The sequence below is a fragment of the Salinisphaera orenii subsp. orenii MK-B5 genome, from assembly GCF_003788635.1.
In the GTDB taxonomy this organism is placed as follows: Bacteria; Pseudomonadota; Gammaproteobacteria; order Nevskiales; family Salinisphaeraceae; genus Salinisphaera; species Salinisphaera orenii.
Map to the genome: position 1 here is coordinate 1 of NZ_AYKH01000021.1, position 26,706 is coordinate 26,706.

Sequence of the window (26,706 nt, forward strand, 5' to 3'; positions counted from 1 at the left end):
CTCGTCGTTCCTGGCCCAAGCTCAGATCGCGTGTCTCTGCTTATGGCTTAAAATTTCGTGACGACACGCCTTAACACCCCGAATATCGAAGCTGGAAACTTGCCCAGCGCCCGGCCGATATCGCTCTAGAACTCGCCACGCCCCCAACGCGTCCACAATTCATCTTTCTGGGCCTCAGTCAGACCCGGCCTGCCGACTCTTGCCATACCACGCTCCGGTAAGTGCTAATAGAAATACGTGGTGTTGCATTGATCCGTTGAATCTACCGCGGCGTACTTCGCCAGGGCGCTGCCGTGAATTACGCCTTTATTGCTTCGCAGCAACGCCAGCATTCGATCAGCCTGATGTGTCGGGTGCTACAGGCGAGTCGTTCCGGCTACTACGCGTGGACAGCTCAGCCGCCGACCGCCCATGAGCGACACGACCGCGCGTTGTTGACACATATACGCCAGGCGCACGAGCAGAACCGCCAAGCCTATGGCTATCTTAAGACTTAGCGAGCGTTGAACAAGGCAGGCGTATCCTGCGGCAAGCATCGCGTAGCTCGGCTACGCCGAGATCACGGCATTCTGGCGCGTCGTCGACGCCGGTTCATTGCGATCACGCATTCACGGCTCGACCTGGGCCATGCACCGAACGTCTTGCGTCGGCGGTTTCGTACGGCCTCGCCGGATCAAGCCTGAGTGGGCGATGTCACGTTCATCGCGACGCGTGAAGGCTGGCTTTATTTAGCGGTATTGATCGATCTCTATGCGCGATCGGTTGTTGGCTGGTCGATGTCGACACGCAACAACACGGCACTCGTGCAAGAAGCGCTGGAAATGGCGGTCGATCAACGTCAGCCCAAGCCGGCACTGATCCATCACAGTGACCAAGGCCAAACGTAAGCGGTGTCAACGTACCGGCGTCGACTGACTGAGCTCGGCATGGTCTCGAGCATGTCCAGAAAAGGCGACTGTTGGGACAATGCGGTGGCGGAGAGCTTCTTCGCAACGCTGAAGGTCGATCGCCGCGTGTTCGCCAGCCGTCAAGCGGCTCGAACGGCGATCTTTGAGTACATCGAAAACTGCCAGCGTATCCATCAGACGCTGGGCTATCGAACGCCGCTAGAAGTGGAAGCATTCCATCAAGCTGTAGCTTGATTTACCTGTCCGTGGGAGCCGGGCCAGCTGAGTCTATCCCTTATTATTCCTCTAGAATTTTCGAGAATATTTCGCCATCGAGACGAGCGAAAGTATCAGTATCAGTAGTGACAAGGGGAGCCAAAGTATCAGCCATAAAAGCATCGACATCATTGCCATAACGACGCAGGTCAAGAAGCTTTCTAAGCCCATTATATATTTGCCCTGACGCAGATTTTAGATCGTCCGAAGGGCAGCCACGCTCTCGAGCAGAATTAAGGCCGTCGATCTTGCACTGCAGAGCATCTTTAACTAGCCCCTCTTCCTTTATCTCAACGCAAAATTTCTGAATAATTTCGTCGGAAAGGAGATAGGACTCTAATTGCCGCTCACCGGTCACTAATACGCCTCTTTTACTTAGATCGCTAACTTCATTGTCTGATTTATCGTCGCGATCGACTAGCCTCACCACCTTAGTTCGGGGCAAGACATGATCTAATAATTCGTGGCCGGGGTGATTTTCTTTACTCAGATCGTTGCTCGCACCACCTGCTACGAAGACAAACTCCGAATATTTTTGCGATGCTATTTTTTGGTAGATATGTCCGTCGAAATTTTTACGGCGATTACCAGATAACGATCCCTCACATAAAACGATTGCACGCGGAGAAAGGTCAGTCGCCAAATCGTCCAGTGTGATAGATAAAAATTTCTGCCAGACAACAGCGTCTATAGATGCGGGCTCAAGGACCGCTGCTTCGTCGAAGTCCACTTCACCGAAGTCCAAGAAAACGACCGAACCTGGATCTCTTCCTGAAATTTCTTTCGCTTTTTTAATGACGCCCAGCGAGTGACTAGTCAACCACAATTGGCAATTATCAGGAACTTGGTTGTATAACTCTTCGACCAACCTACCTTGCAATGCCGTATGCATGTGCGTCTCAGGCTCATCTACAACAAAAATAGTGTCATCAAAATATTTTTTCTTTATTATTAAATCCAACAAAAGATCGAATGCTGATTTCTCGCCCCCGGACAAGTTCTTATAATGATATGACTTGACTGTGCCTTTTTCGAAGTAGAACGCCCCATCACCTAACGGGTCGCCAATATTATTGAGAAGCAAATCAGAAAAGACTCGACGCATTGAGTCTCGTATGGATCCAATAAGCTCTTCTCTTAGATTTCGTACACTTTTATCGTCATTTTTCTCTGCATAGACACCCTGCATTGTTTCATGCACCAGCCTTTGATAATTTTTCGATACCGTTTGATCGTTGTCGATGAATTTCTCGACTGGTTGATCGTCAGCAGGATTTCCCATTCGTGAGAAGCTGTTAATCGTGAAGTCCGGATCGTTTCTATAAGCCGTACGGAAATACATCAAATTGCGTGGCAATCTGCCCGACTGCCAGTCGAAATTATGAAATGATATCGATATATTTGTATTTATATCGTATTTCTCTGCCTCAGATCTAGCATAATAAGTTTTATCGTTTGACCAGCCAAAGTCAGCTCTATTGCGCCGATAAAACTGATTAAAAGCGTCAAACAAAGAAGACTTCCCACTGCCGTTCGGCCCCACAATAATAATCAACTTGGCAGTTTCAGGAATCGATTTTATTTCGAAGTCTGAAAATCTTTTAAACCTTTTTATTTTTATATTTGATATTTTCATTCGAAACCCTTGTGCACAAACTCTGGCGTCACTTCCCGGGAGGCGTAAAGTCGAAAAAAAAGCGGGCTAGAAGCCCGCTTTTAAGTTAACAGCTTAATCCCAACTCAACGCCCCACCCGACTGATACTCAATCACCCGAGTCTCAAAGAAGTTCTTCTCCTTGTTCAGATCCATCATCTCGCTCATCCACGGGAACGGGTTCTCCGCGCCGGGATACAGCTCGGCCAGGCCGATCTGTGAGCAGCGGCGGTTGGCGATGAACTTCATGTACTCGTCGAACATTGAGGCGTTCAGGCCGAGCACGCCACGGGGCATGGTGTCGTGGGCGGATTCGATCTCGAGGTGCATGGCCTCGTCGATCTTGGCCCGCATTTCCTCCTGGAAGCTCTCGGTCCAGAGGTGCGGGTTCTCGATCTTGATCTGGTTGATGACGTCGATGCCGAAGTTCAGGTGCATGGACTCGTCGCGCATGATGTACTGGATCTGCTCGGCGGTGCCGGTCATCTTGTTGCGGCGGCCGAACGACAGGAACTGGACGAAGCCGGCGTAGAACCAGATGCCTTCGAAGATGACGTAGAAGGCGATGAGGTCGCGCAGAAACTTCTGGTCGTTCTCGGGTGTGCCGGTGGTGAAGTCCGGGTCGTTCAGGCTCTGGGTGAACTGCATGGCCCAGGCGGCCTTGTTGTGCACGCTGGGCAGCTCGCGGTACATGTTGAAGATCTCGCCCTCGTCGAGGTTGAGGCTCTCCACGATGTACTGGAAGCAGTGGCCGTGCACGGCTTCCTCGAACGCCTGGCGCAGCAGGTACTGGCGGCATTCGGGGTTGGTGAGGTGCTTGTAGATGCCCAGCACCAGGTTGTTGGCCACCAGCGATTCGGAGGACGAGAAGAAGCCGAAGCCGCGCTTTAGGATCATGCGCTCGTCGTCGGTCAGGCCGTTCGGGTCCTGCCAGGTGGCGATGTCCGCGGCCATGTTCACTTCCTGCGGCATCCAGTGGTTGGCGCAGGCGTTGAGGTACTTCTCCCAGGCCCAGGTGTACTTGAAGGGCACAAGCTGGTTGACGTCGGCGCGGCAGTTGATGATCTGCTTTTCGTCGACGGAGACGCGGTCGCCGCCGAGCTCGACCTGCTCCAGCCCGGTGACGGACTCGCCGGTCTCGTCTTCCGGCGCCGCCTCGGCGGCCTTGTCGAGCGCGAACGGGTCGGGCGATTCGCCGGCCGGATTGGGGTGGGTGGACGTACCGGGGCGCGGGGTCGGCGTGCCCTGGCGCGGGGTGTCTTCGAAGTCGAGCATGGCGTTATCCCTTGCGTGTAACTGGCGGTTCGCTGTGCGTGAGGCGCGCCCGGGCGCGCCGTGATCTGTCCGGAGCCGGGGCCATCGGCCGCGTGTCGGCGCAGCCGATGCCCCTCGTGGATGGAGGGCGCGGCCCGGCCGTCGTCATGTCGTATCCGCGTGTCATGGCGATCGGCCGGTCCGCTGCCCGCGCCCGCCTACTGGCAGGCCTCGCAGTCCGGGTCGTCGATGGCGCAGGCCATGGGCGCGGTCGGCTGGGCCGCCGGGGCGGCGGTGGCCCCGGCCGGCGCGTGCTGCACGCCGTTGCTGGCCGAGCCGTTGCTCCCGCCCTGACCGGTCGCCGAGGCCGTGGGCCACTCGCCGCCGCCGGCACCGGAGGCCGAGCCGCCGCCCGCGGCGGGCGCCCCGCCGCTGCCGTGGCCGCCGTGGTTGACGGCGTTCAGGCGATGGTCGGTGACCGTGGATTTCTCCACGTGGGTCGCCCCCATGGTGCGCAGGTAGTAGGTGGTCTTCAGGCCCTTCTTCCAGGCCAGCTTGTAGAGCTCGTCGAGCTTGCGGCCCGACGGTTCGGCCATGTAGAGGTTCAGGCTCTGGGCCTGGTCGATCCACTTCTGCCGACGCGAGCCGGACTCGACCAGCCAGCGCGGGTCGATCTCGAAGGCGCATTTGTAGAGCACCTTGAGCTCGTCCGGGATGCGGTCGATGGCCTGCACGGAGCCGTCGTAGTACTTGAGGTCGTTGGCCATGACCTCGTCCCACAGCTCGAGGGCCTTGAGGTCCTCGACCAGGTACGGGTTGGCCACCGTGAACTCGCCCGACAGGTTCGATTTGACGTACAAGTTCTGGTATGTCGGCTCGATGGACTGCGACACGCCGGTGATGTTGGCGATGGTCGCGGTCGGGGCGATGGCCATGGTGTTGGAGTTGCGCATACCGACCTGGCCGATGCGGCTGCGCAGGGCCTCCCAGTCCAGCGTGGCGCTGTCGTCCTGCTCCAGATAGGGCTCTCCGCCCGGGGCTTCGCCGCGGTTCTCGCGCAGCAGGCGGATGGAGTCGATCGGCAGGATGCCCTGGTCCCAGAGGCTGCCCTTGAAGGAACTGTAGGCGCCGCGTTCCTCGGCCAGGTTGGTCGAGGCCTTGATCGCAAGGTAGCTGATCTGCTCCATGGAACGATCGGCGAACGCGACCGCCTCGTCCGACTCATAGGGCAGCTTGAGCTTGTACAGCGCGTCCTGGAAGCCCATCAGACCCATGCCCACCGGGCGATGCCGCAGATTGGAGTCGCGCGCGGTCTTGACGCTGTAATAGTTGTATTCGATGACGTTGTCGAGCATGCGCATCGCGGTGTTGATCGTGGCTTCCAGCTTGGCCACGTTCAGCTCGCCGCCTTCGATGTGCTGCGGCAGGTTCACCGATCCCAGATTGCAGACCGCGATCTCCTTGCCCGGCGAGGTGTTGAGCGTGATCTCCGTACACAGGTTGGAGCTGTGCACCACGCCGCGGTGCTGCTGCGGGCTGCGCAGGTTGCACGGGTCCTTGAAGGTGAACCACGGGTGGCCCGTTTCGAACAGCAGGCTCAGCATCTTGCGCCACAGATTGACCGCGGAGATCTTCTTGAAGTTGGTGATCTCGCCGCGGGCGGCCTTGGCCTCGTAGCCCGCATAGGCCTCCTCGAAGGCCGCGCCGGTCAGATCGTGCAGGTCCGGCACGTCGTTGGGCGAGAACAGCGTCCATTCCTCGTCGTTGAGCACGCGCTTGACGAACAGATCCGGGATCCAGTTCGCGGTGTTCATGTCGTGGGTCCGGCGCCGGTCGTCACCGGTGTTCTTGCGCAGGTCGAGGAACTCCTCGATGTCCTTGTGCCAGGTCTCGAGATAGGCACAGACCGCGCCCTTGCGCTTGCCGCCCTGGTTGACCGCCACGGCCGTGTCGTTGACGACCTTGAGGAACGGCACCACGCCCTGCGACTTGCCGTTGGTGCCCTTGATGTGGGCGCCCATGGCGCGGACGTTGGTCCAGTCGTTGCCCAGACCGCCGGCGAATTTCGACAGCAGGGCGTTGTCCTGCACCGCCTCGTAGATGCCGTGCAGGTCGTCGGCGACGCTGGTCAGATAGCAGGACGAGAGCTGCGGGCGCAGCGTGCCGGAGTTGAACAGCGTCGGCGTCGAGGACATGAAGTCGAAGCTCGACAGCAGCTTGTAGAACTCGATCGCCTTTTCCTCACGCTCGATCTCGTTGATCGCCAGGCCCATGGCCACGCGCATGAAGAACGCCTGCGGCAGCTCGAAGCGGCGCGATTCGTAGTGGATGAAGTAGCGGTCGTAGAGCGTCTGCAGGCCGAGATAGGTGAAGCCCAGATCGCGGTCGGCGATCAGCGCGTGGCCGAGCCTGTCCAGATCGTACTCGCCCAGGCGCGGGTCGAGCAGTTCGTGCTTCACGCCGCGGGCGATGAAGTCCTTGAAGTACTCGGGATAGCGCTCGCGCATCTCGGCGTGGGTGGCGTACTCCACCGCGTCGTCGGCGAGGAAGGTCAGCGCCTCGTGGCGCAGCTTGTCCATGAGCAGGCGCGCGGCGACCGTGCCGTAGTTGGGCTCGGCCTCGAGGCGCTGGCGCGCGGACAGGATGAGCGCGGTCGACAGCTCATCCTCGGTGATGCCGTCGTAGGCGTTCTTGAGCGTGTCGGCCAGCACCTTCTCGTCGGAGACGCCGGCCACGTCCGCACAGGCCTCGTCGATGACGCGCGTCAGCCGGTCGCGGTCCAGCGGCGTGACGGTGCCGTCGTTGAAGGAGACGTTGATCTCGTTGGACACGGCCTCGCCGGCGCCGGTCTCGGCCTGCTTGGCCGCGCGCTCGCGGGCGCGCTCCTCGCGATAGAGCACGTAGGAGCGGGCGACCTTGTGCTCGCCGAAGCGCATCAGCGCCAGCTCGACGTAGTCCTGGATGTCCTCGATGTGGACCGCGCCGCCGCCGGGCAGGCTGCGGGTCACGCCCGAGACGACCTGCTCGGTGATGTCCTTGACGGTCTGGCGGATGCGGCTGGAGGCCGCGCCCTGCCGGCCCTCGACATCGATGAACGCCTTGGTGACGGCGAGCTCGATCTTGGAGGCGTCGAACGGCGTGACCTTGCCGTTGCGCCGGATGACCTTGTGGCCGCCCGGCGCGGTCGCCTCGATGCTCGCCCCGTCCGACGCCGCCGGCTGCTGCGTGTGCGCCGTCGGGCGCTCGGAAACCTCTGTCTGCTCCATGATGACTCCGCGCTGGTGGCGGCGCGCGCCTGATCGCGCGCCGCTGGAAAACTGGCTGTCCCCGGGCCGCGGCGTCTGGCGCACGGCGACCGTTGCATGAAACTCTACCCCACTAGATACTGTGGTCAAGTCGCGGTTTTGGCCCCTTCAGTCACTATATGTTGTGCCGGGCCGGTGGACAAGGCGGGCACAAGACTGTGGATAACCTGGGCACGAACGCGCGCCAGCGCAGGCCCGACAAGGCGTCGCGGCGTTGGTGAACGTTTCACCGCCGGCGGTGCGATCTCGTTTCGCGTGGGCTGCGGACACGCGGGCGAAGCGAGCGGCCGCCGGCCGCGATCCCACCCCGGCCGGCTCGAGTTCGCCCCGCGTTTTCAGACACTTGCCGGGCACCGTCGGCGCGGCGGCGGGCGTCATTGTTATTTTTGAGCGTCGGCGCGGTCGCAATAGTGTCATCCCGCGATTCCAGGCTGGCGGCGCGGCGACCATCCGGGCGACAATCACGGCATGGAAATCATCGTCATTCGCCACGGCATCGCGCTGGACGGCGACGAAGCACACGCCATGGGCCTGTCCGACGCCGAGCGGCCGCTCACCGCCAAGGGCCAGCGGCGCACGCGGGCGGCCGCGGCGGGGCTGTACGCGGTCCTCGGCAGCACGCCGATCGACGCGCTCATCACCAGCCCGCTGTTGCGCGCCCGCGAAACCGCGGAACTGCTGGCCGGCGGGCTGGGCGACCCGCCCGTGGACGAGACCGATGCCCTCGCCCCGCCCGTGGACATGGCCGCGCTCGACACCTTCCTGCACGGCCATTTCGGCGACCGTCGCCTGGTGCTCGTCGGCCACGAGCCGGATCTGGCGACCTGGGTGTCCTGGAGCCTGACCCGCCGCCGCGACCGGCTCATGGCCTTCAAGAAGGCCGGCGCCGCCCTGCTGGAGTTCCCGGGCTCGCCCGAGGGTGGCACGGGCACGCTGCGCTGGCTGCTCACCGCCAGCCAGCTGCGGGCGCTCGGTTGACGCGGCAGCGGATTCGTCGATGCTCGACTGGCTGATTGTCGGCGGCGGCCCGCAGGGGCGCCATGTCGGCGCCTGCCTGCGCCGCGCGGCCCCCGCGGCCGCGATCGCAGTGCTCGACGATCGGCCCGCACTCGCGGCCTGGCGCCGGCGGGCCGATGCCTGCGGCATGCGCTTTCTGCGGTCCTCCGGAGCGCACCATCTGGGCCGGCGCGCGGACGCGCTGCGCCGCTTCGCCGCGGACCACGGCTTCGACGACAGCCATCATCTGGGCTACTACCGGCGCCCGTCGCGCGCGCTGTTCGAAGCCCACGCCGAACAGGCCACCGCCGGCCTGGACCATATCGCCACACGTGCGCAGGCGATCGAACCCGCCGCCGACCACTGGCGCATCGCCGCCGCCGACGGGCCGCCGCTGCGCGCCCGACGCGTGGTCCTGGCCCGGGGCCCGAATGCCCCCGCCCGACCGGCCTGGGGCGGCGCGGCCGAGCACGTCTTCGATGCCGGCTTCCGGGCCGATGCCGGCCCGGCCGGGGCGCGCGTGGCCGTGGTCGGCGGCGGCATCACCGGCGCCCAGCTCGCCCTGTCGCTGGCCGCGGCCGGCCGCGACGTCTGCTGGGTCACGCGCAGCGCGCCGCGGGCCGCGGATTTCGACAGCGATCCCTGCTACGCCGGCGCCAAGTGCCTGGCCCCGTTCGCGCGATTGCCGCTCGCCGATCGCAGCGCCGCGCTCGCCGCGGCCCGGCTGCCGGGCACCCTGCCCCCGGACGTCATGGCCCGCATCACCGCGGCCCTGGCCGCCGGCGAGATCGCCTGGCGCCGCGGCGAAGTCGCCGCGCAGGACGACGCCGGCCTGCGTCTGGCCGACGGCCGCCGCATCGACGCCGACCGCGTGATCCTGGCCACCGGCTTCGAGCCGCGGCCGCGTGCCGACAGTCTCCCGGGGGCGACGATCGCGCGTCTGGGGCTGTCGGGCGACGCCACCGGCCATCTGCATCTCGACGACACGCTCGAGGCCGCGCCCGGGCTGCACGTCGTCGGCCGGCCGGCCAGTCTTCAGCTCGGGCCGATGGCGGGTAACATTCGCGGCGCCCGGCTGGCCGGGCAACGGCTCGCCGCGATCGCCGCCGCCGAAGACGGGCCGCTGGCGCGGCGCGCCTGACGGACCGTGCCTGAATCCTGAATACCGACGTGTCACCGCGGCGCGGCGGCCCGCCTATCAAAAACGCGAGACGCGGCGGCCGTCCGGGCAAGGCGCCGGCATCGCGCCCGGTCGTCGCAGCGACCCTGTGCCTGGGCCCATCGCAGTCCACTTTCCGTCGCACGGAGCGTCCGCGCAGAGGCCGCGCGCCGTTCACCCGACGATCGTCACCGCGCTGCCCCAGCTGGAAAAACCGACTGGAAACAAGCGCCGCATCGATCGGCCGGCGGCGCGGCCCCGGCCGCAGCGCGTGACCCGCGGGCCACGGCGCGCATCGGCGACACCGCCCGAGCCGGCGACTCCCCTTATGGACGTGTGACGCGCCTCGACGACGCTGGCGGGTCTTGGCCCCGCATCCGCACCCGCCCATCCGCCGCCACACGGCCGGCCCCGCGGCCGGCCCCGCGGCCCGGCGCGCCAGCACGACCTTCCGTTCCGGTCGAAAGCCGACACGCCGACGGCGATCGCGACCGACAGCGAGGCCCCGGCACCGGCCGCGTCGGGCGTCAGTCCATCAACGGCGGCGCTTCCTTGAGATAGTCGCGGCGCTTGTTCGTCGCCTCGCCGGTCAGGGCGAAGCCCTGCAGCGCGCCCTCCTCGTCGACGAAACGCGCCTCGAGATCGGTGCCGCTGCCCTCGACGGCCCATTCGCCGTGCCGGTCGACGGGCGGGTAGACGATCACCGGGCAGACGTGGGTCTTCACGATGATCGGCAGGGTCGGATACTTGACCTGGCCGGCGGTGTCGCCCTCGGCCGCGGCCAGGGTCTTGCCCAGCGTGCGGGCGCACTGCATGAGGGGGCCGACGTAGGGCCGCCAGTGGCCGTCGACCTCGGCACAGTCGCCGAGCGCGTAGATATCCGGATCGCTGGTCACCAGGGTGCGGTCGACCAGCACGCCGCGGTCGACCGCCAGGCCGGCGGCTTCGGCGAGCTCGATGTCGGCGCGCAGGCCGACGGCCGAAAGCACCACGTCGGCGTGCACGCTGTCGTCGTCGTCCAGCACGACCTGGCGCTGGCCGCTGGCATCGTGCACGCCGACCGCGGCCCGGCCCAGATACCAGCTCACCCCGGCGCGGCCCAGCGCCTGCTTGACCGCACGGCCACAGTCCTTGGGCAGCAGCTGCGACAGCGGCCAGCCGGCCGGATCGATCACCGAGACGTCGTAGCCGGCGCCGATCAGGTCGTTGGCGAACTCGCAGCCGATCAGACCGGCGCCGATGATCGCCACGTGGCCGCCTTCGACGAGGTTGCCGCGGAAGACACGATAGTCGGCCAGCGTGTTGACCTTGTGGATGGACTGCACGGCGTCGCCGCCGAGGTTGAGCACGATCGGCTCGGCGCCGTTGGCCAGCACCAGCTTGCGATAGGTCCGCGTCTCGCCGTTGAGGCTGACCGTGTGCGCGGCCGGATCGATGGCCTCCACCTGGCGGTGGGTCATGATCTCGGCGTCCAGGTCGGCGGCCATGGCCTCGGCGTCGCGCTTGACCAGATCCTCCGGGGCGGCGTCCTTGGCGTGGGCCTCGGACAGATCCGGCTTGTAGTAGCTGGCGCCGTCGTCGCGGGTGATGAGCACGAGCGGCGTCTCGCTGTCGTGCTTGCGCAGTTCACGCGCGGTGCCGTAGCCGGCCAGTCCCGTACCGAGAATGATGATCGGATCCATGCAGCTGTCCTGGTGAAATCGCCTGATTGAATGAGGGCTCGGCGGCGCCGCCAGGGGCGCCCCTGTCGCGGGCCGGCCCGTCGCGCCGCCGGGCCGTCGAGAGATCTGCCGTCAGCATACGACAGCGCGCCGCGGGGCGAGGCGGCCGGCGATCGCGGGCCGACCATTGATTCCATCGACGCCGGCCGGTCGCCACGCCGGCCCCGCCTCGCGGCGACCGACCTCGGCGGGTGTGCGAGCGGCGCGCCGCCTGTCCGGACATCCGGACGCGCACCGCCAGCCGAAGGCCCGTGGGAAAGCGCCGGCGGCGCCGTCGAGCACGCCCGCACGCGGGCGACGATCGCGAGCCGGCACGATGCGCGTCCGCGGCGCCGAAGCGTGCGCACCTTTCCGCCCCCGGCCCGGCGAGCGGTGCCGCGAGTGACGCCCGCACAGGCCCGACCCGGCGCGATGCGCCTCCGCGCGAGGCCGCCGCTCAACGCCGATTTCATCGCCCGCGACGGCTGGGCCCTGCGGCCGCTCGCCGCGGCTTGGGCGCCCATCGACGCGGCGGCCGTCGGCGTGGTCGGCCGGCGCTAGTCGACCTCCATCATCTCGAAGTCGTCCTTGGGCGCGCCGCAGTCGGGGCAGGTCCAGTCGTCGGGAATGTCCTCCCACTTGGTGCCCGGCTCGATGCCTTCGTCGGGCATGCCCTCGGCCTCGTCGTACTCGAAGCCGCAGACGATGCATTGCCACTTCTTCATCGGTGTCCCTTCGTGTTGTCCGTGCCAAAAAACGGGCGCTGCCTCGGCAGCGCCCCGTCGTGGCCGCCAAGGCTACCAAAAGCCCCGGCCGGCGGCGATATGACGCGCCAGCCGTCACGCCGGCGGCGGGTATTGGGACAGCAGGCGGGCACGGGCGCCGGGCTGCAGATTGGCGCGGCGCAGATCGCCCTGGTAGTGGGCGAGCACGCGCGGATCCATGACCCGGTACCAGAGCGGCGGGAAATAGGCGAGCACGATCATGCCGGCGTAGCCGGTGGGCAGTTCCGGGGCCTCGTCGAAGTGGCGCAGGGACTGGTAGCGCCGGGTCGGATGCGCGTGGTGATCGGAATGGCGCTGCAGGTGGAACAGGAAGATGTTGGTCACGATGTGATCGTTGTTCCAGGAATGCTCCGGCCGGCAGCGCTCGTAGCGGCCGTCCGCGCGCCGGGCGCGCAGCAGGCCGTAGTGCTCGGCATAGTTCACCGCCTCCAGCAGCGAGGCGCCCAGCATCGCCTGCACGATCAGAAACGGCAGCAGTGCGAGGCCGAACACGAGCAGGAGCGTGCCCCAGAGCAGCGCCGTCATCGCCCAGGCCTGCAACACCTCGTTGTGGAGCGACCACACGGGCCGGCCCCGGCGCGCCAGCCGGCGGGCCTCGATGTGCCAGGCCGAACGCACGCTGCCCACGACCGTGCGCGGCAGAAACGCCCAGAAGGACTCGCCCATGCGCGCGCTCGCCGGGTCCTCCGGCGTGGCCACGCGGCGGTGATGGCCGTAATTGTGCTCGACGTAGAAATGGCCGTAGGCCACCGGCGCGAGCGCGATCTTGGCCAGCCAGCTCTCCACGACGGTGTTCTTGTGGCCGAGCTCGTGGGCGGTATTGATGGAGATGCCCGAGAGCATGCCGATCGTGCTCACGAAACCGAGCCACTGCCAACCGGTGAGATCCTGGGTGCCGACAATCGTACAGACGCCGATGAACAGCGCCATCTGCACGAGCACGTAGATGTAGGTCGAGTAACGATAGAAGGGATCGTCCTCGAGGATGTCGAGCACCCGCTCCGGCGGGTTCGTGCTGTCCTTGCCGATGGCCAGATCCAGCAGCGGCACCAGCAGATAGACCGTGATCGGCCCCGCGAACATCAGCGGCGTGAGCCCGGTCAGCCAGCCGGTGAGCGCGACCGCGGCAACGATCAGGATGATGCCGAAGCCCATCGGCCACAGCCAGCGCTTGCGATCGTGGGCCCGGGCCTGGGCGAGGGTGAAGTCCGCCGTGTCCATGACGCGTCTCCCGCGCGGCCTGCCACCGGCCGCCGCGCTTTGTTACATTGCTCAATGTCAAAGACTAGAACCCCACCGACCGGTAAGTCAATTCGCTGTGCTAGCCTTCACCACAACGCTTTTCATGCCCATTGCCATGGCGCAGCCGGCCGCCGAGCGCAGCAGCACCCGCGAGCGCGTGCGCGCCACCGCATTCCGTCTGTTCGGCCGCTTCGGCTACGACGGCGTGTCCATGCTGGCGGTGGCCCGCGGCTCGGGCGTGACCAAGGCCGCGCTCTACTGGCACTACGAGAACAAGGCCGACCTCTACGCGGCCTGCATGCGCCAGCTCGTGGGCCTGTTCGAGGAACGCGTGTTCGAGGCGGCGGCGGCCGAGCCGGACCCGGTCGAGCGCATCTTCGCGCTGTTCGCGGGGCTGCAGCAGCTGGTCGACGACGAGCGCGTGGTCGACGGCGTGGCCGGCTACTGGCTCCGGCCCGCCAGCGCGGACGTGAGCGCCGCACGCGCGGTGCAGGCGGAGTTCGAGGCCGGCGCCAGCGCTGCGATCGAGGCCGTGCTCGAGGAGGCCCGCGCCGCCGACGCCCTGCAGATCGAGGGCTCGGCCGAGGACTTCGCGCGCGCCTTCATCGCGATCATGGAGGCCATCGTGCTGCCCATGGGCAACCGCGGCGCGCCCGAACATCGCCGCGTGGTGGCCGTGCTCGCCCGTACCTTCTTCCAGGCCCACGCCCGCACGCCCGGGCTGGCCGAACGCGCGGCCCGGGTGCTCGGTGCCCCGGCGACCGCCCCCGCCGAGCCCAGCGAGGACCACTCATGAACCGTGCCGCCCCCGACCTCGCCGACGAGACCGATGCGGACACCATCCGCCGGCTGTTCGAGGCCCAGCGTCCGCGCGCGCTGGCGCTGCGCACGTCCACCGCCGCCGAGCGCATCGACAAGCTCAAGCGGCTGCGCCGGCTGATGTACGCGCGCTGGGACGATATCCGCGCCGCCTGCCACGCCGACTTCGCCAAGCCGGCCGCGGAGGTCGACATCAGCGAGATCCTGCCGGTGGTGGCCGAAGCCAACCACGCCATCCGGCATCTGAAGCGCTGGATGAAGCCCGAACGCAAGCGCCCGACGCTGCTCATGTTCGGCACCCGGGCCGAGGTGCGCTTCGAGCCGCGCGGGCGCTGTCTGATCATCTCGCCCTGGAACTACCCGATCAATCTGTCCTTCGGGCCGCTGGTCTCGGCGATCGCGGCCGGCAACACCGTGATCCTCAAGCCCTCGGAAATGACACCGCACTGCGCGGCACTCATGCAGGACATGCTCGGCGAACTCTTCGACGAGGACGAGATCACGACCGTGCAGGGCGCGGTCGAGACCTCACAGCACCTGCTCGAACTGCCCTTCGACCACATCTTCTTCACCGGCTCGCCGGCGGTCGGGCGGATCGTGATGGCCGCGGCCGCCCAGCATCTGACCTCGGTCACGCTGGAACTCGGCGGCAAGTCGCCGGTGATCGTCGACAAGACCGCGGACATCGCCAGGACCGCGCAGAACGTGGCCTGGGGCAAGTTCGCCAACAGCGGCCAGACCTGCATCGCGCCGGACCATGTCCACGTCCACGCCGACGTGGCCGATGCCTTCGTCGAAGCGATGCGCAAGGCGGTGACGAAGTTCTACGGCGACCGCCGGGACATTCCCGACAACCCCGACTACTGCCGCATCGTCAACAAGCGCCACCACGACCGCGTGCGCGGCCTGGCCGACGACGCCACCGAGCGCGGCGCGCACACGCCGCTGGGCGATACCGCGGCCGGGGGCGACAACTACATCGCGCCGACGCTGCTCACCGACATCGACCCCGAGTCGCGCGTGCTCGAAGAGGAGATCTTCGGCCCGCTGCTGCCGGTGCTGACCTTCACCGACGTCGACCAGCCGATCGCACGCATCAACGCGGCGCCTAAGCCGCTGGCGCTGTATGTCTTCGCGCGCGACGACGCCTTCATCGAGCGCGTCATCGGGGCGACCAGCGCGGGCGGCACCTGCATCAACCAGTCGGTGGTGCACTTCCTGCACACCCACCTGCCGTTCGGCGGCGTCAACAACTCGGGCCTCGGCAATTCGCACGGCCATTACGGCTTCCGGGCGTTCTCGCACGAGCGCGCGGTGCTGCGCGAGCGCTTCTCGCTGGCCTTTCTGTTCCTGCCGCCCTACACGCGCTTCACGCGCTGGGTGATCCGGCTGGCGGTCAAGTACATGAACTGATCGGGTATGGTATGACCCCGAATCGTCCGCGGGCGCCGGTCGCGCCGGAACCCGCGCCCCGTCCACCCGTTCGACACGACAGGATCCGCCGATGACCGCAGCCCAACGCTTCAAGGAGGCGCTCGCCGCCGAACAGCCACTCCAGATCGCCGGTGCGATCAACGCCTATTCCGCCATGCTCGCCGAGCACAGCGGCTTCAGGGCGATCTATCTGTCCGGCGGCGGCGTGGCCAACTGGTCCTACGGCCTGCCCGATCTGGGCATGACCACGATGAACGACGTCCTCGAGGACGTGCGCCGGATCACCTACGCCACCGACGTGCCGCTGCTGGTCGACATCGACACCGGCTGGGGCAGCGCCTTCAACATCGCGCGCACGATCAAGCTGTTCGAGGGTGCCGGCGCGGCCTGCGTGCACATCGAGGACCAGGTCGCGGCCAAGCGCTGCGGCCACCGGCCGGGCAAGGAGATCATCAGCCAGGACGAGATGGTCGAGCGCGTGACCGCGGCGGCCGACGCCCGCGACGACATGCTGATCATGGCCCGCACCGACGCGCTCGCCGTCGAGGGTCTGGACTCGGCGGTCGAACGCGCGGCGGCCTGCATCGAGGCCGGCGCGGACTTCATCTTCGCCGAGGCGATGACGGATCTGGCGATGTACAAGCGCTTCACCGACCTCGGCGTGCCGGTGCTGGCCAACATCACCGAATTCGGCACCACCGACCTCTACACCACCGAGGAACTGGCCGGCCAGGACGTGGCGATGGTGCTGTATCCGCTGTCGGCCTCGCGCGCGATGGCCAACGCGGCGCTCGACGTCTATGCCGCCATCCGCCGCGATGGCACGCAGAAGCAGGTCGTCGACCGCATGCAGACCCGCAGCGAGCTCTACGAGCATCTGGGCTATCACGCCTACGAGGACAAGCTCGACGCCCTGTTCGGCGACGGCAAGGGACGCTAGCGCCGCGACGGCGCCCCGGCGAGGACAACGCGCATGAACCGGAACACCGTGCTCGCCCTGATGATCGTCCTGGCCATGGTCGTGGTCGGCGTCTACTGGGTCACGCAGCCGCCCGCCCCCACGGGCGGGCCCGATCCGGCGGCCGGCACCGCCACACCGGACGGGGAGGCGACCTCGAAGCCCGACACGGCGTCGGCCGACGCCCCGGCCGAAGAGCCGTCCGAGGCGCCGTCCGACGCCGAGCAGCCGCCGGACGAGACCCAGGCCGACGCCGAGCCGGTCGAGGCCGGCTTCTGCGAACGCGACTTCGACGCCACCGAGGCGCGGGCGGCGGACGTCGAGGCCCTGCGGGCCGCCGGCGGCCTCGTCTACATCTTCGAACGCGAGGCCGCGCTCGACGATCCCTACGGCTGCGCGGACTACTATCTGGAGCGCGGCCTCGACGTCGATGCCGTCGACACGCGCGAGGACACCGAGCCGCTGACGCCGCTGTTCTTCGCCATCCAGCGTAACGACCCGAAGATGCTGCGCTTCATGATCGATCACGGCGCCGATCTGAACAAACGCGCGGGGGTCGCAAACGCCGACGGCGAACGGCTCAAACCGCTCGGCTACGCCTACAACCTCGCCTTCGACGACACCCGCATCGACCGCAACGAAGTGATCGGCATCCTCGACTCGGCGCTGACCGAGCAGAGTGCGACCGGCGGATTGACAAACGACGGTTCATAGCCGGCATCGGGCCGGATACATACCCATCGCCCAAGCTCAGTTGCCACGGGAGTGGCCCAGGAACACGGAGGGAATCCTTAGCGCGGCAGCGCTTTGGGCGGTCAACTGCAGCGACTTGTTGACAATCATTCCAGTGCCTCAGCAACTAAAGCTGATGGATCAGTATTCGGTGCCGTCCAATTCGCGATACTGGGATGAGTAGCGACAACAACCGTTTGCGAGGAGGTATTTTTGAACGCTCTGCTTTTCCAGCGCCGGTTATTGCGTTCTACGAACTCACCCGCCAATTCAGTAGCGTCTAATTTGCCGCAAACATATTTCCCAACGGTGGCACCAAAACACAGAATGAGCGAGGGCTCCTGATTTTCAATGACATGAGCGTGAAATGGCCAACACTGATCAGCGAGCAATTGCTTATGTTGTTTTATATCCTGCTCTCTACGGGTGCGTTTAAAAATAAGGTTGCTACACGGAACCTGGCCAGGATCTAAGCTCAATTTATCAAATAGATGCAATATCCGTGGGGCCATTCCGTACGAGCCGGGCTTTTTACCCCTCCAGGATTCGTCTCGATACGCGGACCAATTGCGAGGATATTCTTTGAGCACCCTGTTTGTATGCCACCGAATTGTTTCTTCAGACTGAGCTATTGGATCTCCTCCGGGATTTAACCCAAGAACGTAAAGTGGGCTAGAAGATGAAAAAGCCTCGGTCCCTGAGTAAAAAACGCTTCCAGATGTATGTTCTAGCTCGGCAGGAATCAGCTCTACGAGTCTTTGCATGAGCGATGAGGTGCTCTTCATGATGCCCAATGCTCGATATCAGCGTCCCGTGATTCGCTCGGCGGCTTCGCGGTACTTGGCGGCGGTGTTGGCGATGACGTCGGCCGGCAGGCGCGGCCCCGGGGCGGTCTTGTCCCAGTCCAGCGTTTCCAGATAGTCGCGCACGTACTGCTTGTCGAAGCTGGGCGGGCTCATGCCCGTCGCATACTCGGACACCGGCCAGAAGCGCGAGGAATCCGGCGTGAGCACCTCGTCGATGAGCACCAGATCGCCGTTACCGTCGACGCCGAACTCGAACTTGGTGTCGGCGATGATGATGCCGCGTTCGCGCGCATAGGCCGCGGCGCGCTTGTAGATCGACAGCGTCGCGTGGCGGATGCGCGTGGCCCGGTCCTCGCCCACGAGTTCGACGACGCGATCGAAGTCGATGGCCTCGTCGTGGTCGCCGGCCTCGGCCTTGGTCGAGGGCGTGAAGATCGGCTGCGGCAGCTGCTCGGCCTGGCGCAGACCGGCGGGCAGCTCGATGCCGGAGACGGCGCCGGTGGCCTGATAGTCCTTCCAGCCGGAACCGATGATGTAGCCGCGGGCGACGGCCTCGACCGGCAGCGCGGCCAGCCGCCGCACGAGCATGGCGCGGGTCTCGACCTGGGCGATCTCGTCGGCGGTGAGCACGTCGGCCAGCGCCAGGTCCGCGCGGTGATTGGGAATATCGTCGGCGAACCGATCGAACCAGAAGTTCGACACCGCAGTGAGGACCGCACCCTTGCCCGGAATCGGATCGGGCAGGATCACGTCGAAGGCAGACAGCCGATCGGTGGCCACGATCAGCAGATGATCGTCGCCGACCGCGTAGATGTCGCGCACCTTGCCGCGCATGAGCAACGGCACGCTGTGCAGATCGGATTCGTAGAGCGTATCGGGCATCGGGGACGGCGGCTGCGTTGTCGCGGTCTCAGTCTAGCAGCCGTCGGCGGCGCTCAGATCAGCCCGTAGCGGCCACCGCTGCCGACGACGACCACGATCAGCCCCAGCGCCAGATTGACGCCGGCCAGCACCCGCAGCTGGTTCATCGCCCGGCCGGCGTCGGCCAGCGTCCCCGCGGCCAGGGCCACGCGCATCCGCCGCCAGGGCGCGAAGAACATGTGCGCGAACAGCGCGAACATCACCCAGCCGAGGCCCTGCATCACGTGCACGTAGACCGGCGCGGCGGCCATGCCCCCGGTCATGAACACCACGGTGTTGCCGGTGACCAGGAGCACGATGATGGCGATCCACACGCACAGAAAGAAACGCCCCATCGCGTTCGACAGCAGCGGCAGCCGCTCGGCCAGCGGCATCGCCGCCGCGGCCGGGCGCAGGATGCAGACCATGAAGAACAGCCCGCCGATCCAGATCACGGCGGCGAGGGCGTGCAGCGCGACGAGATAGGCCATCATCGGAAGAACGCTCGGTGTCGAAGGCAGTGGCGCAGAGCGTAAACTACGCTCCGCCACCGATCCACGGATTTCTCGCATGCCCGCATCGCCCCGCACGCCACTCATCGCGCCCTCGATTCTCGCTGCCGACCTCGCCGCGCTCGGCGACGAGTGCGAAGCCGTGATCGCTGCCGGCGCGGACTGGATCCATTTCGATGTGATGGACAATCATTACGTGCCCAACCTCACCTTCGGCCCGCCGGTCTGCGCCGCCCTCGCCAGGCGCCTGAAGGCCAGCCACCCGGACACGCCGATCGACGTCCACCTGATGGTCAAGCCGGTGGACGCGCTGATCTCGGCGTTCGCCGACGCCGGCGCGGATTCGATCACCTTCCACCCGGAGGCCAGCGAGCATATCGACCGCAGCCTGCAGCTGGCGCGCGATGCCGGCTGCAAGACCGGGCTCGTATTCAACCCGGCCACGCCGCTGGAATACCTCAAGTACGTGCTCGACAAGATCGACATCGTGCTGATCATGTCGGTCAACCCGGGCTTCGGCGGCCAGGCGTTCATCGAGGAATCGATCGGCAAGATCGCCGAGGCGCGCGAGATCATCGACGCCAGCGGGCGCGAGATTCGCCTGGAGGTCGACGGCGGCATCAAGACCGACAACATCGCCCGGGTGGCCGCCGCCGGCGCCGACACGTTCGTGGCCGGCTCGGCGATCTTCGGCCAGCCCGACTACGCCGCCGTCATCCGCGACATGCGCGCCCGGATCGGCTGATCTGGCGGCCGGGGCGTCTGCTCCTCAGGGCACGCCCAGCACACGTAGTCCCGCGGTAACCGCCGCTGCCGCGATCACCAGCCACGGCAGTGACAGGCCACGCCAGGCCGCGGCACAGGCAAGTACCACACCGGCAATGCGGGCAGCGCTCGGGCCCGTATCGGCCCCGGCGTCCACGGTCGACGTGGCCACGAGCGCAGCCAGCATGACCGTCGCCGCCATCGCCAGCCCCGACTCAAGCCGCCGGCCGGGCCGCCAGACGCCTCCGATGAGCGGCCCCGCCAGCCGGAAGGCCAGCGTGCCGACCGTCAATCCGACCACGATCGGAATCCACATCAACGCTGCGCCGGCGGCAGACCCACCGCCAGACCAGCGAGCGACAGCAGCACCGGTGCGCCCGCAGGCAGCCACGGCAGCGTCAGCACCGCGAGCGAAGCGCCGGCCAGACAGGCCCGGGCGGTCGGACCATCGTTTAGCGCCGGCCGGATCAGGCCGAAGAGGATCGCCGGCAGCACCGCGTCCAAACCCAGCGCCTGCGTATCGGCGATTCGGCCGCCGAACGCCACGCCCGCCGCGACCGCGATATTCCACACCGCAAAGACGGCAATACCGGCTCGCCAGAACAACGCCTGCGGACGCTCGGGATCGCGGGCGCCCAGCACCAACGCGGTGTTGACGTCAGTGATGAGGTGCGCGCCGGCCAGCCGTGTGGCGCTCCCCGCCCCGAGCGCGTCGCGCACCGCGAAACTGTAGGCGATCAGGCGGGCGTTGATGACCAGCCCGACCGCCACCGCCGCCAGCGCGCCGCCACCCCCCAGCACCACGCCGAGGGCCGCGAACTGGGCGCTGCCCGCGAACACCAGTAGCGACAGTAGAATCGGTACCGCGGGCGGCAGCCCCGCCGAGATCGCGAGTGTGCCGAATGACAGACCAACGAGCGCGTAGGCGAACATGACCGGCAACAACGTTCGCGTCAGGGATACGCTTTTCGTATTATTTGTCATCCTCATGATCGATATATAAAACGATTCGACCCGAACCAGTCAACCGCCGCCCCGCAGAGGAGCCGATCGTGAACGACGACGCCGAACACGCCGCCGCCGCCCTGATCACTGGCATCGCCGACCGGTTGCGCCGCGAGCGCGAACGCGCACAGCTGTCGGCCTCCGAACTGGCACGCCGCGCCGGTCTCGCCAAGTCCACGCTCACGCAGCTGGAAGCCGGGCGGGGCAACCCGGGCGTAGAGACGCTATGGGCACTCGCGGTGGCGCTCGGCGTGCCGTTCGCACAGCTGATCGCCGAACCTGCGCCGGTCACGCAGATCGTTCGCGCCGGCGAAGGGCCGACCACACGGGCCGAACAAACCGACTTCGCCGCCACGCTACTGGCGAGCTGCCCGCCCGGACCGCGCCATAGCCTCTACCGGCTCACGCTGGGCGCCGGCGCCAGCCGCCATTCGGCTCCCCACATTCCCGGCACGGTCGAGCATCTGACGGTGACGGCGGGCCGGATGAACGCGGGCCCGGCGGATGCACCGGTCGATCTCGCTACCGGCGATTACATGCGCTTCCCCGGCGATATCGCCCATGTCTACACTGCCGTCACCGAGCCGGCCTATGCGGTGCTCGTCATGGCCTACCCGTGATTGCAGCCCGCGAGCACGCCGTAGACGCAAGCGCCCGGCAGCTACTTGGCAAGGCCGGCGCGATACGTCAGCATTACGCTAATAGTGCGCCGAGAGGCGCCGGTACAACGCGATATCCCATGGCATCGAATCGATCCAAAAACGCCGTCAGCCGCGCGTTTGACGCGGCCTGGCGATGGCAGGCGAACGACTGGCGCGGCTGAAAGACCGCCGCGCGTCGCCGCGGCGCGTGCACGCGCCGCCCGTTGACCGTTGTCCGATCGAGTTCCGTCATGACCCATTCCGTTGATCCCCATGCCCCGCGCGTGCCGCTCGTCGTCGAGGCGCTCGCCGATCTCGACACGCCGCTGTCGACCTATCTCAAGCTCGCCGATGCGCCCTATTCCTTCCTGTTGGAATCGGTGCAGGGCGGCGAGCGGTGGGGCCGGTATTCCATCATCGGCCTGCCCTGCGCCGAGCGCATCCGCGTACGCGGGCGCACGCTGGTGCACGAACGCGACGACGAGATTCTCGAGACCGTCGACACCGACGATCCGCTCGCCTGGATCCAGGCCTTCAACGACGCCCGCCCGCTGCCGCGCCTGCCGGAGCTGCCGCGCCTGACCGGCGGGCTGGTCGGCTATTTCGGCTACGACACCATCCGCTATATCGAACCCCGACTGGCCGGCGGCGCCGACGACAAGGACGACCCGCTCGATCTGCCCGACATCCTGCTGCTCGTGGCCGAGGAGCTGGTCATCTTCGACAACCTCTCGGGCAAGCTCTACTGCGTGGCCCACTACGTGGAGGGCGACACCGCCGACCGCGAGCGCGTGGCCGCGCGCCTGGACACCCTGCTCGATGCCCTCGAACGCCCGCTCAGCGAAAGCGCGGCGCGCGGCAGCACCCGCGCGCCGGGTGCCGGCGAGCCCGCGCTGGACGACGACGCCTTCGTCTCCGGGCTGACCCAGGCCGGCTACGAGGATGCGGTGCGCCGTATCCGCGACTACACCCAGGCCGGCGACGTGATGCAGGTGGTGCCCAGCCAGCGCCTGTCTGCGCCGTTCAATGCGGAACCGATGTCGCTGTACCGGGCCCTGCGCAGCCTGAACCCGTCGCCGTACATGTACTACTTCAACTTCGGCGATCATCACGTGGTGGGCGCGTCGCCGGAGATTCTGGTGCGGGCGATGGACGGCGAGGTCACGGTCCGGCCGATCGCGGGCACCCGCAAGCGCGGCGCCACCGAGGACGAGGACGAAGCACTCGCCGCCGACCTGCTGGACGACCCGAAGGAGATCGCCGAGCACCTGATGCTCATCGACCTCGGGCGCAACGACGTGGGCCGGGTCAGCCGCCCGGGCAGCGTGAAGCTGACCGAGCGCATGGCCATCGAGCGCTATTCTCACGTCATGCACATCGTGTCCAACGTCACCGGCCGGCTCAAGGACGGCCTGACACCGATGGACGCGCTGCGCGCCGCGTTTCCGGCCGGCACGCTCTCCGGCGCGCCCAAGATCCGCGCCATGGAGATCATTGACGAGATCGAGCCGGTCCGGCGCGGCGTCTACGGCGGCGCGGTGGGTTATCTGGCCGGCAATGGCAGTATGGACCTGGCGATCGCCATCCGGACCGCGGTGCTCGCGAAGGGCGAGATCCACGTGCAGGCCGGCGGCGGCATCGTCGCGGACTCGGAGCCGACCACCGAGTGGGAGGAGACCATGAACAAGGCGAAGGCGGTGATGAAGGCCGCGGCGATCGCGGAGCGCGGGCTGACCACCCGCCGCCCGACCGTACACGACGGCCGCGACACACCGGGGGGTGCGGCATGATCCTCATGCTCGACAACTACGACTCGTTCACCTACAACCTCGTGCAGTATCTCGGCGAGCTCGAGGCCGAGGTGCACGTGGTCCGCAACGACCAGATCTCGGTCGCCGAGATCGAGGCGCTGGGGCCGGCCGGCGTGGTGGTTTCGCCCGGGCCCTGCACCCCCGACGAGGCCGGGGTCTCGGTGGAGCTGATCCAGCGCATGGCGCATCGCCTGCCGATCCTGGGCGTCTGCCTCGGCCATCAGGCCCTGGGCCAGGCCTTTGGCGGCACGGTCACGCGCGCGCGTCAGGTGATGCACGGCAAGACCTCGGTCATCCACCACGGCGGGGGCGGCGTGTTCGAGCGGCTGGCCAACCCGCTGACCGCCACCCGCTATCATTCGCTGATCGTGGCCCGCGAGGCGCTGCCGCGCGATTTCGAGATCACCGCCTGGACGGAGACCGACGACGGCGAGATCGACGAGATCATGGGCCTGATCCACACGCCCACCGGCGCCGAGGGCGTGCAGTTCCATCCCGAATCCATCCTCTCAGAGCACGGCCACGCCATGCTGCGCACCTTCCTCGCCCGCTGCGGCGAGCCCGTCGGCGAAGGAGCCGTCCGATGATCGACCGCGAGCTGATGAACCACATCGTCGCCGGGCGCGACCTGTCGCCCGAGCGCATGCACGCGGCGATGCGGGCGATCATGACCGGCCAGGCGACCGAAGCCCAGATCGGCGGCTTCCTCGTGGCCATGCGCATGAAGGGCGAGACCGTGCCCGAGATCGCGGCCGCGACCGCGGTCATGCGCGAGCTGGCCACCGACGTGCCGGTCGACGCGAATCTGGCGGAGCAGCTGGTGGATACCTGCGGTACCGGCGGCGACGCGGCCGGGCTGTTCAACGTCTCGACCGCGGCGGCCTTCGCCGTGGCCGCGGCCGGCGGCCACGTCGCCAAGCACGGCAACCGCTCGGTCTCGGGCAAGTCGGGCAGCGCGGACCTGCTGGACGTCGCCGGCATCGCCATCGACACCACCCCGGAGCAGGTGGCCGAGTGCATTCGTCGGCTGGGCGTGGGCTTCATGTTCGCGCCGGCCCACCACGGCGCCATGAAGTACGCCATCGGCCCGCGCCGGGAACTGGGCATACGCACCATCTTCAACATCATCGGGCCGCTGACCAATCCGGCCGGGGCCGCCAATCAGGTCATGGGCGTGTTCAACGGCCATCTCTGCGAACCGCTGGCCGAGGTGCTGTCCAAGCTCGGCAGCCGCCATGTCATGGTCGTGCACGGCGAGGACGGCCTCGACGAACTGTCGATCAACGCGCCGACGCGCGTGGCCGAACTCCGGGACGGCCGTATCGAGAGCTACAAGCTCGCTCCCGAGGACGTCGGCCTCGAGCGCGGCTCCCTGGACGCGCTGCGCGTGGAATCCGCCGCCGAGAGCTTCGCGATCGTGCGCGACGTGCTGGCCGGCAAGCCGGGCATCGCCGCCGACATGGTCGCCTTCAACGCCGGCGCAGCCCTGTACGTCGCCGGGCATGCGCCCGACCTGCGGGCCGGGGTGACGCGCGCAAGCGAAGTCCTGGCCAGCGGCGCGGCCGGCGAGCGCATGGCCGCGCTGGCCGAACTCACCCAGCAGATGACCGGGCGCAGCGGCGTGGTCGCGCCGTGAGCGTGCAGGCCACCGGCACCATTCTCGACCGCATTCTCGACCGCAAGCGCGAGGAGATCGAGACTTTCCGGGCAGCCACCTCGGCCGAGACGCTCGCCGCCGCCGTGGCCGCGGCCCCCGCCCCGCGTGGCTTCGCCGCCGCGCTGCGGGCCCACGCGCCGCGCGCCGTCATCGCCGAAATCAAGAAGGCCTCGCCCAGCAAGGGGCTGATTCGCGAGGATTTCGACGTCGCCTGGCTGGCGGCGCGCTACGCCGCGGGCGGCGCGGCCTGTCTGTCGGTACTCACCGATCGCGACCATTTCCAGGGCGACGACGACTTCCTCGCCGTCGCCCGCGAGGCCTGCGATCTGCCGGTGCTGCGCAAGGACTTCATCATCGACCCGATCCAGGTCGACCAGTCACGGGCGCTGGGCGCCGACTGCATCCTGCTCATCGCCGCCGCCCTGTCCGGCGACCGGATGGCAGCGCTCGCCGACCGCGCCTTCGCGCTCGGCATGGACGTGCTGGCCGAAGTGCACGACGCCGCGGAACTGGAACGCGCCCTCGCCCTGCCCGAGGCCACCATCCTCGGCATCAACAACCGCGACCTCAAGACCTTCGACACCACCCTGGAGACGAGCGTCGCACTGCGCGCAAGAATCCCCGCGGATCGACTTCTCGTGAGCGAAAGCGGCATTCATGTCCGAAACGACCTGAACCGCCTTGCAAAACACGATTTCGCAGCCTTTCTTATCGGTGAATCCTTCATGCGCGCCCCCGACCCCGGCCGGGCACTGGCCGATCTCATCGGCTGAACCGGTTCGCCAGCCGACCGCGCGACGCCCGCGCTCGATCGCGTCGTCCCATGACCGCCCCCAATCCGCAAGTAAACGCCGTCGAGCGCGCCGAGCGCTTTGACTCGATCACAGTAACCGCCGTGCGGGTTGATCCCGGCACCGACCGTCCCGATGCTGACATAATCCCGGCAAAAGCTTGAGCGGACGGATTCAATGAAGGCGACCATCGACTGGCAGAACGCGCTGCAGTTTCGCGGCACGGCCGACAGCGGCCATGTCGTGACCATCGACGGCCCCCCGGACATTGGCGGCGAGAACGCCGGTTTCCGCCCCATGGAGATGATGCTGCTGTCGATCGGCGGCTGCAGCGCGATGGACGTGATGCACATCCTCAAGAAATCGCGCCAGGACGTCACCGACTGCCGAATCGAGGTGGAGGGCCAGCGCGCCGAGACCGAGCCAAAGGTGTTCACCGACATCCACCTGCGTTTCATCGTCTCCGGCCACGATCTCAGCGAAAAACACGTGGCACGTGCGGTGCAACTCTCGGCCGAGAAATACTGCTCCGCGTCGATCATGCTCGCGGCCAGCGTGAACATCACCCACGAGCACGTCGTCGAGCCCGCCTAGCGCTTGACGCACACCCATGGGCG

General features: G+C 66.7%; 29 protein-coding genes. 17 read left to right on the forward strand and 12 right to left on the reverse strand.

All coding sequences use genetic code 11. From position 1 onward, the window contains the following. The first annotated feature begins 503 nt into the window (after positions 1-503). Genes SAOR_RS17435 through SAOR_RS10340 form a run of 3 tightly spaced genes read left to right on the forward strand, consistent with a single transcriptional unit; the run spans position 504 to position 1,142 of the window. Positions 504-683, forward strand: coding sequence for a hypothetical protein (locus tag SAOR_RS17435; RefSeq protein ID WP_484336708.1), 180 nt, complete (start codon positions 504-506; stop codon positions 681-683). Further along, positions 684-887, forward strand: coding sequence for a DDE-type integrase/transposase/recombinase (locus SAOR_RS10335; protein ID WP_123631357.1), 204 nt, complete (start codon positions 684-686; stop codon positions 885-887). It begins immediately after the preceding gene. Positions 888-938: 51 nt separating this feature from the next. After that, positions 939-1,142: an integrase core domain-containing protein gene (locus SAOR_RS10340; RefSeq protein WP_185015641.1), complete on the forward strand. Its 204-nt coding sequence runs from the start codon at positions 939-941 to the stop codon at positions 1,140-1,142. A gap of 43 nt (positions 1,143-1,185) precedes the next feature. On the opposite strand, the gene SAOR_RS10345 is transcribed toward SAOR_RS10340, so the two are convergent. From SAOR_RS10345 to SAOR_RS10355, 3 genes are all read right to left on the reverse strand, one after another. Next, positions 1,186-2,799 carry an AAA family ATPase gene (locus tag SAOR_RS10345; RefSeq protein ID WP_123631359.1) on the reverse strand — a complete coding sequence of 538 codons (1,614 nt, stop codon included), beginning with the start codon at positions 2,797-2,799 and terminating at the stop codon, positions 1,186-1,188. A 93-nt stretch (positions 2,800-2,892) separates the two neighbouring features. After that, the gene (locus tag SAOR_RS10350; RefSeq protein WP_123631360.1) at positions 2,893-4,092 is read right to left on the reverse strand and encodes a ribonucleotide-diphosphate reductase subunit beta; all 1,200 of its coding nucleotides are present in this window, start codon (positions 4,090-4,092) and stop codon (positions 2,893-2,895) included. A gap of 197 nt (positions 4,093-4,289) precedes the next feature. After that, on the reverse strand, positions 4,290-7,340 hold the full coding sequence (locus tag SAOR_RS10355; RefSeq protein WP_425472106.1) for a ribonucleoside-diphosphate reductase subunit alpha: 3,051 nt from the start codon (positions 7,338-7,340) through the stop codon (positions 4,290-4,292). A gap of 504 nt (positions 7,341-7,844) precedes the next feature. Here SAOR_RS10355 and SAOR_RS10360 point away from each other — a divergent pair. After that, complete coding sequence (locus tag SAOR_RS10360) at positions 7,845-8,354, forward strand: SixA phosphatase family protein (RefSeq protein ID WP_123631362.1); 510 nt, start codon at positions 7,845-7,847, stop codon at positions 8,352-8,354. Positions 8,355-8,373: 19 nt separating this feature from the next. Beyond that, a complete protein-coding gene (locus tag SAOR_RS10365; RefSeq protein ID WP_123631363.1) occupies positions 8,374-9,513 on the forward strand; it encodes an FAD-dependent oxidoreductase in 1,140 nt (379 codons plus the stop codon). 545 nt (positions 9,514-10,058) lie between these two features. Here the strand turns inward: SAOR_RS10365 and SAOR_RS10370 are convergent. The 3 genes from SAOR_RS10370 to SAOR_RS10380 all read right to left on the reverse strand — a co-directional run bounded on the left by SAOR_RS10370 (position 10,059) and on the right by SAOR_RS10380 (position 13,237). Next, positions 10,059-11,213, reverse strand: coding sequence for an NAD(P)/FAD-dependent oxidoreductase (locus tag SAOR_RS10370; RefSeq protein ID WP_123631364.1), 1,155 nt, complete (start codon positions 11,211-11,213; stop codon positions 10,059-10,061). Positions 11,214-11,788: 575 nt separating this feature from the next. Continuing rightward, complete coding sequence (locus SAOR_RS10375; protein WP_037335711.1) at positions 11,789-11,956, reverse strand: rubredoxin; 168 nt, start codon at positions 11,954-11,956, stop codon at positions 11,789-11,791. Between the two features lie 114 nt (positions 11,957-12,070). Then, on the reverse strand, positions 12,071-13,237 hold the full coding sequence (locus tag SAOR_RS10380) for an alkane 1-monooxygenase (protein ID WP_123631365.1): 1,167 nt from the start codon (positions 13,235-13,237) through the stop codon (positions 12,071-12,073). A gap of 124 nt (positions 13,238-13,361) precedes the next feature. Here SAOR_RS10380 and SAOR_RS10385 point away from each other — a divergent pair, with 124 nt between their 5' ends. From SAOR_RS10385 to SAOR_RS10400, 4 genes are all read left to right on the forward strand, one after another. After that, positions 13,362-14,054, forward strand: a complete 693-nt coding sequence (locus tag SAOR_RS10385) for a TetR/AcrR family transcriptional regulator (protein ID WP_185015642.1) — start codon at positions 13,362-13,364, stop codon at positions 14,052-14,054. Further along, complete coding sequence (locus SAOR_RS10390) at positions 14,051-15,490, forward strand: aldehyde dehydrogenase family protein (RefSeq protein ID WP_123631367.1); 1,440 nt, start codon at positions 14,051-14,053, stop codon at positions 15,488-15,490. Before SAOR_RS10385 ends, SAOR_RS10390 begins: the two co-directional genes overlap by 4 nt. 91 nt (positions 15,491-15,581) lie before the next feature. After that, positions 15,582-16,451 (forward strand): methylisocitrate lyase, encoded by an 870-nt coding sequence (gene prpB / locus SAOR_RS10395; protein ID WP_123631368.1) that lies wholly within the window; start codon positions 15,582-15,584, stop codon positions 16,449-16,451. Between the two features lie 33 nt (positions 16,452-16,484). After that, on the forward strand, positions 16,485-17,183 hold the full coding sequence (locus tag SAOR_RS10400) for an ankyrin repeat domain-containing protein (RefSeq protein ID WP_123631369.1): 699 nt from the start codon (positions 16,485-16,487) through the stop codon (positions 17,181-17,183). Positions 17,184-17,308: 125 nt separating this feature from the next. On the opposite strand, the gene SAOR_RS10405 is transcribed toward SAOR_RS10400, so the two are convergent. The 3 genes from SAOR_RS10405 to SAOR_RS10415 are packed head-to-tail and all read right to left on the reverse strand — an operon-like array spanning position 17,309 to position 19,401. Then, entirely contained in the window at positions 17,309-17,986 is a 678-nt protein-coding gene (locus tag SAOR_RS10405; protein WP_123631370.1) for a uracil-DNA glycosylase family protein, read from the reverse strand. An 18-nt stretch (positions 17,987-18,004) separates the two neighbouring features. Then, positions 18,005-18,889, reverse strand: a complete 885-nt coding sequence (locus tag SAOR_RS10410; RefSeq protein ID WP_123631371.1) for a phosphoribosylaminoimidazolesuccinocarboxamide synthase — start codon at positions 18,887-18,889, stop codon at positions 18,005-18,007. 53 nt (positions 18,890-18,942) lie between these two features. Beyond that, complete coding sequence (locus SAOR_RS10415) at positions 18,943-19,401, reverse strand: CopD family protein (protein WP_245965440.1); 459 nt, start codon at positions 19,399-19,401, stop codon at positions 18,943-18,945. A gap of 76 nt (positions 19,402-19,477) precedes the next feature. Here SAOR_RS10415 and rpe point away from each other — a divergent pair, with 76 nt between their 5' ends. Then, positions 19,478-20,164, forward strand: a complete 687-nt coding sequence (gene rpe / locus SAOR_RS10420; RefSeq protein ID WP_123631373.1) for a ribulose-phosphate 3-epimerase — start codon at positions 19,478-19,480, stop codon at positions 20,162-20,164. A gap of 24 nt (positions 20,165-20,188) precedes the next feature. Here the strand turns inward: rpe and SAOR_RS10425 are convergent, their stop codons facing one another. Together SAOR_RS10425 and SAOR_RS10430 are read right to left on the reverse strand one after the other, a co-directional pair. Then, positions 20,189-20,500 (reverse strand): AzlD domain-containing protein, encoded by a 312-nt coding sequence (locus tag SAOR_RS10425; RefSeq protein ID WP_123590155.1) that lies wholly within the window; start codon positions 20,498-20,500, stop codon positions 20,189-20,191. Continuing rightward, positions 20,500-21,117 carry an AzlC family ABC transporter permease gene (locus SAOR_RS10430; RefSeq protein ID WP_221179954.1) on the reverse strand — a complete coding sequence of 206 codons (618 nt, stop codon included), beginning with the start codon at positions 21,115-21,117 and terminating at the stop codon, positions 20,500-20,502. The genes SAOR_RS10425 and SAOR_RS10430 overlap by 1 nt, the downstream gene beginning before the upstream one ends. A gap of 119 nt (positions 21,118-21,236) precedes the next feature. Here SAOR_RS10430 and SAOR_RS10435 point away from each other — a divergent pair, with 119 nt between their 5' ends. Further along, entirely contained in the window at positions 21,237-21,809 is a 573-nt protein-coding gene (locus SAOR_RS10435) for a helix-turn-helix domain-containing protein (RefSeq protein ID WP_221179955.1), read from the forward strand. A gap of 73 nt (positions 21,810-21,882) precedes the next feature. Here the strand turns inward: SAOR_RS10435 and SAOR_RS10440 are convergent, their stop codons facing one another. Then, complete coding sequence (locus tag SAOR_RS10440; RefSeq protein ID WP_123631375.1) at positions 21,883-22,083, reverse strand: hypothetical protein; 201 nt, start codon at positions 22,081-22,083, stop codon at positions 21,883-21,885. Between SAOR_RS10440 and trpE the strand changes: the two genes are divergently transcribed. From trpE to SAOR_RS10465, 6 genes are read left to right on the forward strand one after another with little or no spacing between them, the layout of a single operon-like run. Next, a complete protein-coding gene (gene trpE / locus SAOR_RS10445) occupies positions 22,082-23,620 on the forward strand; it encodes an anthranilate synthase component I (protein WP_123631376.1) in 1,539 nt (512 codons plus the stop codon). The two genes, SAOR_RS10440 and trpE, sit on opposite strands and share 2 nt — an antisense overlap. Beyond that, positions 23,617-24,228 carry an anthranilate synthase component II gene (locus SAOR_RS10450; RefSeq protein WP_123631377.1) on the forward strand — a complete coding sequence of 204 codons (612 nt, stop codon included), beginning with the start codon at positions 23,617-23,619 and terminating at the stop codon, positions 24,226-24,228. Before trpE ends, SAOR_RS10450 begins: the two co-directional genes overlap by 4 nt. Continuing rightward, positions 24,225-25,277, forward strand: a complete 1,053-nt coding sequence (trpD, locus tag SAOR_RS10455) for an anthranilate phosphoribosyltransferase (protein ID WP_123631378.1) — start codon at positions 24,225-24,227, stop codon at positions 25,275-25,277. The genes SAOR_RS10450 and trpD overlap by 4 nt, the downstream gene beginning before the upstream one ends. Then, entirely contained in the window at positions 25,274-26,071 is a 798-nt protein-coding gene (gene trpC / locus SAOR_RS10460) for an indole-3-glycerol phosphate synthase TrpC (RefSeq protein ID WP_123631379.1), read from the forward strand. The genes trpD and trpC overlap by 4 nt, the downstream gene beginning before the upstream one ends. Positions 26,072-26,121: 50 nt before the next feature. Then, positions 26,122-26,253, forward strand: coding sequence for a hypothetical protein (locus SAOR_RS17215; RefSeq protein WP_281273438.1), 132 nt, complete (start codon positions 26,122-26,124; stop codon positions 26,251-26,253). A gap of 13 nt (positions 26,254-26,266) precedes the next feature. After that, entirely contained in the window at positions 26,267-26,683 is a 417-nt protein-coding gene (locus SAOR_RS10465) for an OsmC family protein (RefSeq protein ID WP_123590149.1), read from the forward strand. The last annotated feature ends 23 nt before the right edge of the window (positions 26,684-26,706 follow it).

What these genes read in the sequence shown, in the direction of transcription:
- SAOR_RS10350 (WP_123631360.1), bottom strand. Translation starts at nt 4,092, where the DNA reads ATGCTCGACTTCGAAGACACCCCGCGCCAGGGCACGCCGACCCCGCGC.
- prpB (WP_123631368.1), top strand. Translation starts at nt 15,582, where the DNA reads ATGACCGCAGCCCAACGCTTCAAGGAGGCGCTCGCCGCCGAACAGCCA.
- SAOR_RS10440 (WP_123631375.1), bottom strand. Translation starts at nt 22,083, where the DNA reads ATGACGGAACTCGATCGGACAACGGTCAACGGGCGGCGCGTGCACGCG.
- SAOR_RS17215 (WP_281273438.1), top strand. Translation starts at nt 26,122, where the DNA reads ATGACCGCCCCCAATCCGCAAGTAAACGCCGTCGAGCGCGCCGAGCGC.
- SAOR_RS10400 (WP_123631369.1), top strand. Translation starts at nt 16,485, where the DNA reads ATGAACCGGAACACCGTGCTCGCCCTGATGATCGTCCTGGCCATGGTC.
- SAOR_RS10410 (WP_123631371.1), bottom strand. Translation starts at nt 18,889, where the DNA reads ATGCCCGATACGCTCTACGAATCCGATCTGCACAGCGTGCCGTTGCTC.
- SAOR_RS10380 (WP_123631365.1), bottom strand. Translation starts at nt 13,237, where the DNA reads ATGGACACGGCGGACTTCACCCTCGCCCAGGCCCGGGCCCACGATCGC.
- SAOR_RS10385 (WP_185015642.1), top strand. Translation starts at nt 13,362, where the DNA reads ATGCCCATTGCCATGGCGCAGCCGGCCGCCGAGCGCAGCAGCACCCGC.
- SAOR_RS10390 (WP_123631367.1), top strand. Translation starts at nt 14,051, where the DNA reads ATGAACCGTGCCGCCCCCGACCTCGCCGACGAGACCGATGCGGACACC.
- rpe (WP_123631373.1), top strand. Translation starts at nt 19,478, where the DNA reads ATGCCCGCATCGCCCCGCACGCCACTCATCGCGCCCTCGATTCTCGCT.
- trpE (WP_123631376.1), top strand. Translation starts at nt 22,082, where the DNA reads ATGACCCATTCCGTTGATCCCCATGCCCCGCGCGTGCCGCTCGTCGTC.
- trpD (WP_123631378.1), top strand. Translation starts at nt 24,225, where the DNA reads ATGATCGACCGCGAGCTGATGAACCACATCGTCGCCGGGCGCGACCTG.
- SAOR_RS10405 (WP_123631370.1), bottom strand. Translation starts at nt 17,986, where the DNA reads ATGAAGAGCACCTCATCGCTCATGCAAAGACTCGTAGAGCTGATTCCT.
- SAOR_RS10360 (WP_123631362.1), top strand. Translation starts at nt 7,845, where the DNA reads ATGGAAATCATCGTCATTCGCCACGGCATCGCGCTGGACGGCGACGAA.
- SAOR_RS10340 (WP_185015641.1), top strand. Translation starts at nt 939, where the DNA reads ATGTCCAGAAAAGGCGACTGTTGGGACAATGCGGTGGCGGAGAGCTTC.
- SAOR_RS10370 (WP_123631364.1), bottom strand. Translation starts at nt 11,213, where the DNA reads ATGGATCCGATCATCATTCTCGGTACGGGACTGGCCGGCTACGGCACC.
- SAOR_RS10450 (WP_123631377.1), top strand. Translation starts at nt 23,617, where the DNA reads ATGATCCTCATGCTCGACAACTACGACTCGTTCACCTACAACCTCGTG.
- SAOR_RS10345 (WP_123631359.1), bottom strand. Translation starts at nt 2,799, where the DNA reads ATGAAAATATCAAATATAAAAATAAAAAGGTTTAAAAGATTTTCAGAC.
- SAOR_RS10415 (WP_245965440.1), bottom strand. Translation starts at nt 19,401, where the DNA reads ATGATGGCCTATCTCGTCGCGCTGCACGCCCTCGCCGCCGTGATCTGG.
- SAOR_RS10465 (WP_123590149.1), top strand. Translation starts at nt 26,267, where the DNA reads ATGAAGGCGACCATCGACTGGCAGAACGCGCTGCAGTTTCGCGGCACG.
- SAOR_RS10365 (WP_123631363.1), top strand. Translation starts at nt 8,374, where the DNA reads ATGCTCGACTGGCTGATTGTCGGCGGCGGCCCGCAGGGGCGCCATGTC.
- SAOR_RS10425 (WP_123590155.1), bottom strand. Translation starts at nt 20,500, where the DNA reads ATGTGGATTCCGATCGTGGTCGGATTGACGGTCGGCACGCTGGCCTTC.
- SAOR_RS10430 (WP_221179954.1), bottom strand. Translation starts at nt 21,117, where the DNA reads ATGTTCGCCTACGCGCTCGTTGGTCTGTCATTCGGCACACTCGCGATC.
- SAOR_RS10375 (WP_037335711.1), bottom strand. Translation starts at nt 11,956, where the DNA reads ATGAAGAAGTGGCAATGCATCGTCTGCGGCTTCGAGTACGACGAGGCC.